This is a genomic window from Amycolatopsis sp. NPDC059021 (assembly GCF_042739895.1).
Classification (GTDB): domain Bacteria; phylum Actinomycetota; class Actinomycetes; order Mycobacteriales; family Pseudonocardiaceae; genus Amycolatopsis.
In genome coordinates, this window is sequence record NZ_JBHYIQ010000049.1 from 56,494 (window position 1) to 69,793 (window position 13,300).

A 13,300-nucleotide genomic window follows, 5' to 3' on the forward strand; every position below is an offset into this window, starting at 1 on the left:
CGCCGACGGGGCGGGGACCCGGCGGGGCGGCGGGGGGGCCGAGGGCGAGGGATCGGGGGGGAGAGGGGCCAACGCCGCCGCCCGCCCGCGGAGGAAAGTCCCCTTCAGCTCACGTCAGGAGCTACGGCGACGCAGCTTCAGCAGCGTCAGCAGGCCCGCACCACCGAGCAGCAGCAGCGCGCCGACCCAGATGAGCCAGCCATTGTCGAACCCGGTGTTCGCGAGGCCGCCGCCGTTGCCGCCGCTGGAGTTCCCGGCGGGCGCCGCGACCGCGGAGCTGGTCGGCGCCGCGGTGTCCGAAGTGGACGGAGCAGCCGACGACGGGGCCGCCGAGCTGGCCGGGGCCTCCGACGGCTTGCCGGGGGCCGAGGTCTCGGGCGGCTTCGGCGCGGACGGCTGCGAGGTCGGCGTCTCCTTCGAGCCGCAGGCGAACCAATGGCTGATCGTCGCCTGCTGGCCGCCGTTGTTGAGCGGCGAACGCAGCTTCTCCCACGGCGGTTTCGCCGCCAGGCCGCGCTTGCCGGGCTCGTAGATGTTGTACCCGTCGCCGCCCTTGACGACGATGGCCGTCACCTTGACACCCTCGGCGACGGCGGTGATGGACAGGTACTTGTCCTTGTCGGTGCCGCCGGTGAAGGTGAGCGCGGACTCGTCCAGCAGCGCGCCAGGAAGCTTGGCGGCCACACACGTCGACACGTTGTCGGGAGTGGGGTTCGCGCGGTCGTCGTCGCTGTGGCAGGCGAACGCGGCCGTGGCCGTGCCGAGCAGGGTGACGGTGGTCAGCGCGGCGACACTGAGGGCGGCGCGGACCGAACGTCTGGACATCACGGACATTCAGGACTCCTGTAGCGGGGAAGAACAGACCGGGGATGCCGCATCCTCGACGAAGTTCCACACACTCTCGGTAGGAATCACCTCGAGGTAATTAACCCGTCAGAGGGAAGCGGGGCCCGGAAGGTATATCGCAATCGGGGTAATCCATTCACCCTCAGTGCGAGTAGCGCCCCGAACCGGAATCAGCCGGTTATCGCCTCGTGACCCAGGTCACCTAAAAGAGGACGGCCCGCCGTCCCGGTAGGGGCGACGGGCCGTCCTGGTGGCGAGACTCAGTCCTTGACCTCGACCGGGCCCGGCTCGCGAAGCCGCTTGCCCAGCAGGGAATGCCGCTTGCTGTAGGCGAAGTAGATGACCACGCCGAGCACCATCCAGGCGAGGAACCGCAGCCAGGTCAGCACGGTCAGGTTCAGCATCAGCCACAGGCAGATCAGGATCGCCAGCACCGGGATCACCGGCACCCACGGCACCCGGAACGCCCTCGGCAGGTCCGGCCGGGTCTTGCGCAGCACCAGCACACCCGCCGAGACCAGGACGAAGGCGAAGAGCGTGCCGACGTTGACCATTTCCTCCAGCTTGTCGGCCGGGAAGAACGTCGCCGCGATCGCGACCAGCGTGCCCACCAGGATCGTGGCCCGGCGCGGCGTCCCGCTCTTGGGGTGGCTCTTGGCCAGCCCGCGCGGCAGCAGGCCGTCGCGCGACATCGCGAAGATGATCCGCACCTGGCCGAGCATCAGCACCATGACGACCGTGGTCAGCCCGGCCAGCGCCCCGACCGAGATGATGTTGGCCGCCCAGTCGACGCCGTTGGCCGCGAACGCGGTGGCCAGCGTCTTGTGGCTGCCGTCGCCCGCCGACGTCGCCAGGTCCGTGTACGGCACCATCCCGACGACCACGAGCGACACCGCGACGTACAGCACGGTGACGATGGCCAGCGAGCCGAAAATGCCGCGGGGCACGGACTTCTGCGGGTTCTTGGTCTCCTCGGCGGTGGTCGCGACGATGTCGAAACCGATGAACGCGAAGAACACCAGCGAGGCCGCGGCCAGCAGGCCGAACACGCCGAACGAGCTGCTCGCGCCACCGACGAGGTGGGAGAACAGCGACTGGTCGACACCGGTCTCGGCGCTGGCCCCGGTGGTGCCCGGCGGGACGAACGGCTGGTAGTTGGCGCCCTTGATGTAGAAGAAGCCGAGCACGATCACGAACAGCACGACCGCGACCTTGATCCCGGTGATCACCATCGAGAACCGGGAGGACAGCTTGGTGCCCAGCGCGAGCAGCATGGCCAGCGCGGCGACGACGATCAGCGCGCCCCAGTCGACGGTGAGCCCGCCGAGATCGAAGGACGTCTTGGTGCCCTTGCCGAAGAGGTAGCCGAGCACCGTCTCCAGGTACAGCGACCAGCCCTTCGCCACCGCGGCGGCACCGACGGCCAGCTCCAGCACCAGGTCCCAGCCGATGATCCAGGCCGTGAACTCGCCGAACGTGGCGTAGGAGAAGGTGTACGCGCTGCCCGCGACCGGCACGGTCGAGGCGAATTCGGCGTAGCACAACGCGGCGAGCGCGCAGGCGATCGCGGCGATGACGAACGCCACCGAGACCGAGGGGCCCGCGAAGTCACCCGCCGTGCGCGCGGTGAGCGTGAAGATCCCGGCGCCGACGACGACCGCGACGCCGAACACCGTCAGGTCCCAGGCACTGAGGTTTCTTCGGAGCTTGGTATCCGGCTCGTCGGTGTCCGCAATGGACTGTTCGATGGACTTGGTGCGCCACAAACCCGTCCCGGGCAACGTTGACCTCCTCAGACCGCATGTATCGCGGTGCGTCACCCTAGCGCGTGACTCCGCCCCACACCTGGCAGGAGGGATTAATCGCCGACTTTCAGGGGGTGTTGGGGCATTTCCCTCAGCCGAGGTTCCGGTCCAGGTCAGGTTCGAGATAGATCAGCGAGGCGACCGGGATCTTGGCCCGCACCCGTGCTTCGGCGTCGTCGATGGCGGTGGCGACGGCGGCCGTGTCCAGGCCGGGGACCAGCGCGAGCTTGGCGGCGACGAGCAGCTCGTCGGGGCCGAGGTACTGGGTCCGGATGTGGATGACGCGCTCGACCTTGCCCGCCGCGAGCTCGTCGACGATGGTGGCGAGCTCGGTCTCGGTGGCGCCCTCGCCGATCAGCAGGCTCTTCATCTCGATGATGAGGATGGTCGCGATGATCCCGAGCAGCACGCCGATGAGCACCGTGCCGACGCCGTCCCAGACCGGATCGCCGGTGAGCACCGCGAGCCCGACACCCAGCAGCGCGAACACGAGGCCGAGCAACGCGCCCGCGTCCTCGAGCAGGACCACCGGCAGTTCGGGTTCACGGGCCTGGCGGATGAACCGCCACCAGGTCGCCTTGCCCTTGATCTTGCGGGACTCGCCGATCGCGGTCTTGAAGCTGTAGCCCTCGAGACAGATCGCGACCAGGAGGATGACCACCGCGACGATCGGCGACTCCAGCGGCTCGGGTTCGAGGATCTTGTGGATGCCCTCGTACAGCGCGAAAGCCGCGCCGAGGGTGAACAGCAGCAGGGCGACGATGAAGGAGTAGAAGTACCGGTCGCGGCCGTAGCCGAACGGGTGCTCGGCGTCGGCGCGCCGCTTGGACGTCTTCTGCCCGAGCAGCAGGAGTCCCTGGTTCGACGTGTCGGCCAGCGAGTGCACCGCCTCCGCGAGCATCGACGACGAGCCCGTCACCAGGAATCCGACGAACTTCGCGACCGCGATCCCCGCGTTCGCGCCGAGCGCGGCGATGATCGCCTTGGTCCCGCCTCCAGCTGACACGGTCGCTCCCCATATCGTCTGCCCTGTTTGCCGGGTTGGAGCCTAGAGGGCACGTCCGCGCGTCTCGCGCGAGGCCGCCGCCCGGCGGGTCGATACCAGTGGGTAATCGGGTCCTGACCTGGGGTCACGCGTTTTTGTCGGTGGTGGCCGCTAGCTTCGTCCCTGCTCGGTTCAAGACCCATGACGACCACGACTAGTCTCGACCGCCGGCACCGGAGGGGGAGGTGACACCATGCGCTTCGGCGTGCTCGGCCCGCTCAGCATCGAAAGCCCGCCAGGGCACTGGCCCGCTTTGCGCGGGGAACACCAGCGCACCCTGCTGGCGATGCTGCTGCTCGAGGCCGATCGGCCTGTCCCGGCCGACAGGCTGGTCGACGCGCTCTGGCCGGACGGCCCGCCCAAGTCCTACACGTCGAACCTGCACACCTACATCTCCCGGCTGCGGTCCAGGATCGAGGGCCTGCGGGTGGACCATTCCGCCCGCGGCTACCGGTTGCGGGCCGGGCCGGACGAGCTGGACCTGCTGGCCTTCCGTGCCGAGGCGGCACTCGGCAGGGAGGCCGCGCGCGCCGGGGACCCGGCCGCGGCGGCGAAGCACTTCCGGCAGGCACTCGCCCAATGGCGGGGTCCGGTGCTCTCCGGGCTGCACATTCCCTTGCTGGACGCGGAAATCGCGCGGCTGGAGTCGGAGCGGCTCGCCGTGTTCGAGGACTGCGTCGACGCGGAGCTGTCCACCGGCCGCCACGGCGAGCTGACCGGCGAACTGCAGGCGATGATCACCGAGCACCCGCTGCGGGAAAGGCTCGCCGCGCAGCTGATGATCGCGCTCCACCGCGCGGGCCGCCAGGCCGACGCGCTCACCGTCTACCGGGGGCTCCGGGCCACGCTGATCGACGAACTCGGCGTCGAACCGGGCGCCGAGGCCCGCCGGGTGCACGCGGCGGTGCTACGCGGCGAGGATCCGGTCCCCCAGGGCCTCACCGTCGCGGCTCCGCCGGTGTGGCCGCTGTGTCAGCTGCCGCCGGACATCGCGGACTTCGCCGGGCGCGAGGCCGAGCTCGCCAAGCTGGCGGCGTTGATCAGCGGTGACGGGGCGGACGTCCCGGTCACGGTGATCACCGGGGAGCCCGGCGCCGGGAAGAGCACCCTGGCGGTGCGCGCGGCGCATCTGCTGCGTGCGTCCTATCCGGACGGTCAGCTGTACGTACCGCTGGCCGGTGCCGCCGCGCCGCGTGAACTCGGCGACGTCCTGACCGATCTGCTGCGCGCGCTGGGCGTCACCGGCCCGGCGATCCCCGGCGACCTCCAGGCCCGCGCGGCGGTCTACCGCGGCAGGCTCGCCGATCGGCGGGTGCTGGTGGTGCTGGACGACGCCGCGGACCCGGAACACGTCCGCGCCCTGCTGCCCGGCACGCCGGGCTGCGCGGTGGTGGTCACCAGCAGGCGCAGGCTCAGCGGCCTCGCCGGGGCACGCAGGCTGTCACTGGGGCCGCTGTCCGCGAGCGACGCGAGCTCGTTGCTGCGGCGGCTCGCGGGCGCCGAACGCGTCGGCGGGCAGCAGGCCGACGCCGAGCGGATCGCGGTCGCCTGCGGTTTCCTCCCGCTCGCGCTGCGGATCGCGGGCAGCAGGCTCGCGGTCCGGCCGCAGTTGCGGCTGGGCCTGCTCGCCGACCGCTTGGAGGACGAGGCACGCAGGCTCGACGAGCTGACCGTGAGCGATCTGCGGGTCCGCGGCAGTATCGCGCTGAGCTACGCGGCTTTGAGCCCGGCCGCCCAGCGCGCGTTCCGGCGGCTCGGCGGCTGCCGGGGGCACGACCTCCCGCACTGGGCGGCGGTCACCCTGATCGCGGGTAGCAGCGACGACGCGGACGAGGCCATCGAGGAGCTCATCGAGGCGAGCCTGCTCCAGCCGGCCGGTGCCGATCCCGGCGGTGAACCGCGGTATCGGATGCACGATCTCGTCCGGGTGTTCGCCGCCGAGCAGGGCGTGAAACTGGAGAGTCACGCGGAGCGCGTCGCCTCGATTCGCGGGGTGGCCGACGCGGCGCTGTGCCTCGCCGACGCGGCCGCCGCGCGACTCCCCCGCACGGTGCCGATGCCCGCACCGGCCCGGCCGCTGCCCGCCCAGCCGTTGCCACCCGAACTGGTCGAGCGGCTGCTCGCCCGGCCGGAGGCCTGGTTCGCGGCGGAGCGTGCCAATCTGGTCACCGCGATCGGCACGTTCTGCGCCGTGGGCTGGCGCGAGGACGCGTTGCTGCTGCTGGAAAAACTCAGCACGTACGTCTATCTGGACGGGCACTACGCCGATCTGTGCTCGGCGAGCGAGGTACTGCACCGAGCCGCCGTCGAGGCCGGGGACCAGCACTGCGCGGCGCTCGCCACCGCCACGCTGAGCCTGCTGCGGCACAGCAACGGCCAGTACGAGGACGCGGTCACCGGGTATCGCGCATGCGCCAAGGATCTGGAATCACTCGGTGATCGCCCGGCGCAGGCGTGGACCGAGGCCAACCTCGCGCACTGCCTGACCGGGCTCGGGCGCGCGGACGAGGCGCTGGACGCCGCCGGACGCGCCCACGAACTGTTCACTGTGGACGGTGACGAAGCGGGTCTCGAATGGGTGCAGCGGGCCCAGTCCGCGGCACTGCACCGGCTCGGCAGGGTCGCCGAGGCGCTCGACGTCGACCGGGCGACGCTCGCGCTGGCGAAGCGTGCCGGGGACACCCGCCGGATCGGTGTCGCGCTGCAGGGTTTCTCGTGGTCCTTGCAGCTGACCGGGAATCCGGGGGACGCTGCGGAGGCGATCGACGAATCGGTGCGGCTGCTGCGGCACACGACGGCGAAATCCGCGCTGGCGAAGTCGTTGCGCACCCAGGGCGCCATCCACGCCGGGCTGGGTGCACGAGGGGAGGCGGTAGCGGCGTTCAAGGGCGCACTGGACCTGGCACGGCAGCTGGACGAGCGCCCGAGGGAGCTGTCCTGCACCCGGGCGCTCGCGGCGAGCTGGATCGGCGAAGGCCGTGCGGCGCAAGCGATTCCGGTACTGCTGGAGTGCCTGGCCGAATTCCGCACCATGGGCGGCCGGGCGGCGACGAACCTGACCTGGCAGGTCCTCGTCCGCGCGCACGAGATGACGGGGAACACCGAAGCCGCCGCGGTGGCACGCCGCGAGGCCGAACGGTTACGGGACCCTCGCGACGCCAGCGCGTCGGTGCTCGAAAAGGCGCTACTGACACTGACCGAACCCCGCTGACCGGAAAGTCCACAAGGGACACCGGGTCCACAGGGGACAGAACGCCGACAAGGCCATCCCTGGCTGATGCTCCCGCCCGGGGAACGCAGCGCCTCCGTGAGGGTGGAGGCGAGGGCTGGGCGGGATCAGGGATGGCCTTGCGGGCACACCGGAAGGGCTATCTCGGGGGCCACTCCGGTGTCGCGTTGCATCGGGGTTGGTGCCGGCCCCCCTCGGTAGCCGACACCACCCCCGAAATCTCTAGAAACCCTTGCGGGCCTTGGCGTACCGGTGATTGGCGGGCAGCCAGGCCAGCACGATCGCCACGATCGCGGTGGCGACGGCGAGCCAGGCCACGCCCTGCATGGCGCCGGTGCCGCCCTCGTCGTCGGTCGCGACGCGCAACGCGATGAGCGCGTTGAGCAGCGCGGTCAGCGTGACGAGGACACGGGCCCACGCGGCCGCGCCCTGCATGAGCGCCGCGCAGATGAGCAGCAGCACCCCAAAGACGATCGTCATCACACCACGGACCTGGAGCGAGGACTGCGCCTGCTCCACGGCGGCGTCGAACAGCATGCCGCCGCCCGCCTTTACGGCGTCGGCCGATTCCCCGGTGACCGAGGCGACGACCTTCGCCGCGAGGTCGGCGGCGAGTTCGCGGCCGCCCGACATGATCATGACGCCGTCGACGATCGCGGCGAGCGCCGAGAGCACCGCGACACCGAGTGCCGCGAACAGCACGCCGGGCCGTCCCGGGCGCTGGGCCGCCGGTGCCACGGGCGGGCCTTGACGCAGCTGTCCGGTCGCCGCGTCGGGATAGGAAGTCACGAGCTTGTTCTCCTTCGTCGGTTCTCCTGGGCGGCCACCGGACCGGCAGGACCACCCCAATGGGTGATAGTGGAGAAGCCCGCCACACGGAACGAACACACTCGCCGACCCCAGGCACGACAAAACAGCACCCCGGAGGCACAAGCCGCCGGGGTGCTCGTCAGGAGAATCAGCAGGTGCCGGGGGTGGCCCGGAAGAGCTGCGAGGCGGTGCCGTCGAGCGGGCGGACGCGGACCGGCGGATCGGCCGCGGGCAGCCACACCGACCGGCCGCGGCGCAGCTCGACCTGCTCGCCGTCGGCCGCGGTCACCAGGAGGTCCCCGGCGGTGCACAGCAGGATCTGCGGGCCCGCGCAGTCGACGACGATCTCGTCCGTCTCGCCCGCGGCCCATTCGACGCGCGACAGCTCGAACTCCGGCGCGTCGGTGTGGTAGACGGCCATCCGCCCCTTCTGCCGTCCGGACTGCACCGGCATCTCGCCGCACGCGAAGTCGACGACGCGCAGCAGCTCCGGCACGTCGACGTGCTTGGGCGTCAGCCCGCAGCGCAGGATGTTGTCCGAGTTCGCCAAGATCTCGACCGCGGTGCCGTGCAGGTAGAGGTGCAGGTTCCCGGCGGGCAGGTAGATCGCCTCGCCCGCCCGCAGCGTGAGGCGGTTGAGCAGCAGCGCCGCGAGCACCCCGGCGTCGCGCGGATGCGCCTCGCCGAGTTCGAGGATGGTCCGGCACTCCTCGCTGAATTCGCCGTGCGCCTTGACGTGCTGGACACACGAGTCCAGCACCTCCGGCAGCAGTTCGTCGAGCGAGGCCTGCGGCAGGGTGATCCACGTCGTGAACAACGCGCGCAGCCCCGCCGGGTCCGGCTGCGCCTCCAGCAGCACCGCGTACTTCGCCAGCCCCGGCGTCTCGATCGCCTGGAGCAGCGCGATCGTGCGCTCGGGAGCACGGAATCCGGCGAGCGCGTGGAACTCCGTCAGCGCGCACACGAGTTCGGGCTTCGCGGTCGGGTCGGGGTAGTTGCGGTTCGCCGCGTCACGCGGGATCCCGGCGCGCTCCTCGCGCGCGTGCCCTTCGGCGGCCTGTTCGGCCGACGGGTGGGCCTGCATCGACAGCGGCTCCTCGGCGGCGAGGATCTTCAGCAGGAACGGCAGCCTGCCACCCCAGTGCCGCGCACAGCGTTCGCCCAGCTGGCCGACCGGGTCGGTGTCGACGAGTTCCAGCAAGCTCCGTTCGGTGCCGTCCGGGCCGATCACGTGCGACGGGTCGCCAGGGTGGGCTCCCATCCACAGCTCGGCCTCCGGGTGCGGCGCCGGCACCGGACGTCCCAGCAGCTCGGGGATCGCCGTTCTCGATCCCCACGCGTAGGGCCGCACGGCATTGCGCAGCAGCTCCACTGTCACCTCAACTCCCAATCCTCACTTCGGCGCGCACCGATCACGCGGGCGCGCCCCGCCCCGCTCGCACGGGGACTCAGACGGTGGCGGGCTCGTACCGCCCCGCACCGCCGATGCTGCCCGCGGCCAGCCCGAGATAGACGGCCGCCAGCTCGAACCGCAGTGCCAGCACCGCGGCGCGGACGATCTCGTCCGCCTCGATCTCCTCGGCCGGGACGATCACGTCCGCGCCCGGCAGCAGCTCGTCCGCCTGGAAGCGCGCGGCGTCGGCCGCGGGTCCCGTCCGTACCGAAAGCAGCAGCAGCCTGATCCTGGCCCCGGCGGGACCGTCGTCCGGATCGGCGAAGATGTCCCGCTCGGTGTCGCCTGCCTGCGCCGCACGTCGCAGCGCCGGCCGCGCCAGCGCCTGACGATAGTCCTCGACGTCGCACACCGTGGCGGCGTGGGCGGCGAAAGCGTGCGCGGCGTGCTCGCCGACGGCGACCGCCACCGGGTCGAGCCCCCACAGCAGCGGGACCCGCTCGGCGACACGCAACGCGAGTGCCTTGGCGGGGTTCGCGAAGGTCTCCCGCGCCAGGTAGTTCTTCTCGGCCTCGAGGTCGAGCTGATCGGCGAGCTGCTGGACGTCGGAGACGAGCAGGCCCAGCGCGTTCGCGGTGAGCAGCCCGGCAGCGAGCCCGCGCGGGAACGCCAGCTCCGGCGGGACCGGGATCCGCGGCGTCAGCAGCACGCCCTTGCCCGCCACCGCCGCGGCGACCGGGCCTTCCGCGGGCGCGGAGAGCACCACGGACGCGCCGTAGCGCGCGGCACGTTCCAGCGACGCGGCGAGTTCGCGGTCACCGGCGTCGTCGGTGTGCGCGAACACGACGTCGAGGGCGCCGATCCAGTTCGGCACGGCCTCGGCGACGACGACCGGCACCGGGCACGAAGGCGTCAACAGGGCAGCCAGCAGCCGGGTCACCGTACGGCTGACCCCTGGCCGGTCGATGAGCACGAGTGCTCGCGGCCTGCCGAGATCGAGCCGCTCGGCCAGCTCCAGTTCCGCCGCGGCCTCGGCGGTCGCCCGCACCTGCGCGCCCGCCATCGCGGCGGCACGCAGCAGCCCCGCGCTGTCGGCCTCGGCCAGTCGCGCGGGATCGTCGAGCAGCGAATCGTCAAGCACCGTCGGCATGGGAGTCATCCGGATCGGTCGGCGAAGTGGCCTCGTCGAGCAGCAGCACCGGGATCCCGTCCCGGACCGGGTAGACGCGGCCGCATTCGGTGCACGTCAGCGCATCGGCGTCCGGGTCGGCCGGCGTGCCAGGACGCAGCGGGGCGTGATCCGGCGATGGGCACGCGAGGATCTCGAGCAGCTGTGCGTCAAGCGTGATGGCCATGGTTCCTCCATACCACGCGAGGGGGTGACATGAGGGGCACCTTCCGGAAACGAATCGGCCCGGGGACGCCCTGCGACGGACGGGTTTCAGGCGCGGACAAGGGCGAGGACTTCGTCGGTGAGAGCGCGCACGGCGTTAACATCGGCGGCCTCCACGTTCAACCGGAGCAGCGGCTCCGTGTTGGACGGGCGGAGGTTGAACCACGCGCCACCGGGCAGCTGCACGGTCAGCCCGTCCAGCTCGTCGATCTCGGTGCCGGGCTTGGCCGCGAAGGCGTCCTTGACCGCGATCATGCGCGCGACCTGGTCCGATACGGTCGAGTTGATCTCACCCGACGCGGCGTAGCGGGAGTACGCGCTGGTCAGCTCGGACAGCGGGCCGTTCTGCTCGCCGAGCGCGGCCAGCACGTGCAGCGCGGCGAGCATCCCGGTGTCGGCGCGCCAGAAGTCGCGGAAGTAGTAGTGCGCGGAGTGCTCGCCGCCGAAGATCGCGCCGGTGCGGGCCATCTCGGCCTTGATGAACGAGTGCCCGACGCGGGTGCGGACCGGCTTGCCGCCGTGCTCGGCGACGATCTCCGGCACGCCCTTGGACGTGATCAGGTTGTGGATGATCGTGCCGCCCGGCTCCTTGGCCAGCTCGCGCACGGCCACCAGCGCGGTGATCGCGCTCGGCGAAACCGGCTCGCCGCGCTCGTCGACGACGAAGCAGCGATCGGCGTCGCCGTCGAAGGCGAGCCCAGCGTCGGCGCCGACCTCGCGCACCTTCGCCTGCAGGTCGACGATGTTCTTCGGGTCCAGCGGGTTGGCCTCGTGGTTCGGGAACGTGCCGTCCAGCTCGAAGTACATCGGCACGACGTCGATGGGCAGTCCGTCGAACACGGTCGGCACGGTGTGCCCGCCCATGCCGTTCCCGGCGTCGACGACGACCTTCAGCGGGCGGCCGCCCGAGAGGTCGACCAGTTTGCGCAGGTAGGCGGCGTAGTCGCCGAGGACGTCCCGCTCGGTGACGCCGCCGCGCTCGCCGTCGAAGGCGGGAACACCCTGCTCGACGGTGTCGCGGATCTCGGCGAGGCCGGTGTCCTGCCCGACCGGGGCTGCCCCGGCGCGGCACAGCTTGATGCCGTTGTACTTCGCCGGGTTGTGGCTGGCGGTGAACATCGCGCCCGGCAGGTCGAGCGAGCCGGAGGCGAAGTACAGCTGGTCGGTGCTGGCCAGCCCGATCGACACGACGTCGACGCCCTGCGAGGTCACGCCGTCGGCGAACGCGGCGGACAGCTCCGGGGAGGAGTCGCGCATGTCGTGGCCGATGACGACCGCGGCGGCGTCGGCCTTGACGAGCAGGGCGAACGCGGCGCCGAAGTCGCGTACGAGTGCTGCGTCGAGCTGCTCGCCGACCACGCCGCGAATGTCGTAGGCCTTCACGATGCCCGAAAGATCTGGCACGCCGTCTCCCCGCCGATAGTCCTCGTCCCGGCGCCGGTCGCGCCGCGCCGGAAAGCCTACCGGCGGCGGCCGACCTCAGGCGCGACCGGGCAGTACCCGCAGGTGGCCTCGCCTGCCCGAGGGGCCCTCGGGCTCCGGGGCGGGCGGCGGGCGGTCGGAGCGGCCTGCCTCGCGGACGGCTTCGGCCAGCGCGGTGAGCTCGTCGGCCGACGGGTCGGGCGCGGCGAACTCTCCTTCGTGCCGGACGACTTCCCAGCCCTTGGGCACGGTCAGCCGCAGCGCGTGGGCTTCGCAGAGGTCGTAGGAATGCGGCTCGGACGCCGTGGCCAGTGGCCCGACGACGGCGGTCGAATCGCGGTAGGCATACGTGAGCGTCGCGACAGCGGGTTCGGGACAACCCGTTCGCGAACACTTTCGAACGCTCCGCACGAAGACGAACGATAGCGTGTCGCCGTCACGGGGCACTGGCGACACGCGCGACCACTCGGCGACCGCCTAGACTTCGGACTGTGGCAATGGCTCGTGAGGCTCGTGACTACCGACAGCGGCGGCGCCTGCGCCGGGACCGGCACGGCCGGGGCCTGCGCGGCGCGCTCTACCCGTCGACGCTGCCCGCTGCCGCGAGCCGGGCCGAGCGGTTCGACGCGCTCGTCCTCGACGCGCTGGAGCCGATCGAGGCCCGCTGGCGCCACGAGCTGACGAAACTCGACGTGGCCGTGGACGACGTCCCCGAGGTGCGGCTGGACGGCCGCGCCCCCGCCGACGGCGTCCTGCACGACGGCGCCGTGCCGCTGTCGCGGCTGGTGCCCGCCGGGGTCGACCGTGCCGGGCTACCGACGCGGGCGCGGATCGTGCTCTACCGGCGTCCCCTCGAAGCACGCGCGAAGGACCCGTCGGAGCTGGCGGAACTCGTCCACGACGTGCTGGTCGAGCAGGTCGCGGGTTATCTGGGCGTCGAACCGGACGTCATCGAAGGCGAGTAGCGCTCCCTCCGGACATGTCGTTAAGGCCACCTTATGGGCTTCTGACGCCCGTAAAGTGGCCTTAACGGCGTCTCTGACCTGCGGAAAGAGAGCAAGGGACCTTTGCTAACGTCCCTTGGCAAGCTAACTTTCAGCAGGCTCACGAACGTCAGCAAAGGTCCCCTGCTCCCCTCCTGCGTGAGCAAAGGTCCCTCGCTCCTGCTCCCGAGGCAGCACGCGCATTGAGAGCGTACGAAGGCCGCGGGAGACTCGCGATCCACCGAGGGACGCCTTCGGTGCGCTCACTGCACCGAGGGACGCCCTCGTCGCACTCAACGCACCAAGGGCGTCCCTCGGAGCTTCCCGCACAGGCCGACAGCATCGCTCGACGTCGCGAACGCTCCGTTCGGGAC

Annotated in this window: 11 protein-coding genes; 2 read left to right on the plus strand and 9 right to left on the minus strand. The window is 71.3% G+C overall.

Annotated features, from left to right (window positions below; all coding sequences use genetic code 11):
- Nucleotides 1-114: 114 nt before the first annotated feature.
- The 3 genes from ACFWX1_RS26840 to ACFWX1_RS26850 form a co-directional block, all read right to left on the minus strand.
- Nucleotides 115-825 (minus strand): LPXTG cell wall anchor domain-containing protein, encoded by a 711-nt coding sequence (locus ACFWX1_RS26840; protein ID WP_378391801.1) that lies wholly within the window; start codon nt 823-825, stop codon nt 115-117.
- A 281-nt stretch (nt 826-1,106) separates the two neighbouring features.
- Nucleotides 1,107-2,627 carry an amino acid permease gene (locus ACFWX1_RS26845; RefSeq protein ID WP_378391803.1) on the minus strand — a complete coding sequence of 507 codons (1,521 nt, stop codon included), beginning with the start codon at nt 2,625-2,627 and terminating at the stop codon, nt 1,107-1,109.
- A gap of 115 nt (nt 2,628-2,742) precedes the next feature.
- Nucleotides 2,743-3,657, minus strand: coding sequence for a cation diffusion facilitator family transporter (locus tag ACFWX1_RS26850; RefSeq protein ID WP_378391805.1), 915 nt, complete (start codon nt 3,655-3,657; stop codon nt 2,743-2,745).
- 232 nt (nt 3,658-3,889) lie between these two features.
- Between ACFWX1_RS26850 and ACFWX1_RS26855 the strand changes: the two genes are divergently transcribed.
- Nucleotides 3,890-6,907, plus strand: a complete 3,018-nt coding sequence (locus ACFWX1_RS26855; RefSeq protein ID WP_378391807.1) for a BTAD domain-containing putative transcriptional regulator — start codon at nt 3,890-3,892, stop codon at nt 6,905-6,907.
- 240 nt (nt 6,908-7,147) lie between these two features.
- On the opposite strand, the gene ACFWX1_RS26860 is transcribed toward ACFWX1_RS26855, so the two are convergent.
- The 6 genes from ACFWX1_RS26860 to ACFWX1_RS26885 form a co-directional block, all read right to left on the minus strand.
- Nucleotides 7,148-7,714: a hypothetical protein gene (locus tag ACFWX1_RS26860; protein WP_378391809.1), complete on the minus strand. Its 567-nt coding sequence runs from the start codon at nt 7,712-7,714 to the stop codon at nt 7,148-7,150.
- A 169-nt stretch (nt 7,715-7,883) separates the two neighbouring features.
- Nucleotides 7,884-9,107, minus strand: a complete 1,224-nt coding sequence (manA, locus tag ACFWX1_RS26865; RefSeq protein ID WP_378391825.1) for a mannose-6-phosphate isomerase, class I — start codon at nt 9,105-9,107, stop codon at nt 7,884-7,886.
- A 76-nt stretch (nt 9,108-9,183) separates the two neighbouring features.
- A complete protein-coding gene (locus ACFWX1_RS26870) occupies nt 9,184-10,278 on the minus strand; it encodes a hypothetical protein (protein ID WP_378391811.1) in 1,095 nt (364 codons plus the stop codon).
- Complete coding sequence (locus tag ACFWX1_RS26875) at nt 10,262-10,483, minus strand: Trm112 family protein (protein WP_378329324.1); 222 nt, start codon at nt 10,481-10,483, stop codon at nt 10,262-10,264. The genes ACFWX1_RS26870 and ACFWX1_RS26875 overlap by 17 nt, the downstream gene beginning before the upstream one ends.
- Nucleotides 10,484-10,569: 86 nt before the next feature.
- Nucleotides 10,570-11,925, minus strand: coding sequence for a phosphomannomutase/phosphoglucomutase (locus ACFWX1_RS26880; protein ID WP_378391813.1), 1,356 nt, complete (start codon nt 11,923-11,925; stop codon nt 10,570-10,572).
- 75 nt (nt 11,926-12,000) lie between these two features.
- Complete coding sequence (locus tag ACFWX1_RS26885) at nt 12,001-12,354, minus strand: DUF3499 domain-containing protein (RefSeq protein WP_378329326.1); 354 nt, start codon at nt 12,352-12,354, stop codon at nt 12,001-12,003.
- 86 nt (nt 12,355-12,440) lie between these two features.
- On the opposite strand from ACFWX1_RS26885, the gene ACFWX1_RS26890 reads away from it, so the two are divergent.
- Nucleotides 12,441-12,908 carry a metallopeptidase family protein gene (locus ACFWX1_RS26890; protein WP_378329360.1) on the plus strand — a complete coding sequence of 156 codons (468 nt, stop codon included), beginning with the start codon at nt 12,441-12,443 and terminating at the stop codon, nt 12,906-12,908.
- The last annotated feature ends 392 nt before the right edge of the window (nt 12,909-13,300 follow it).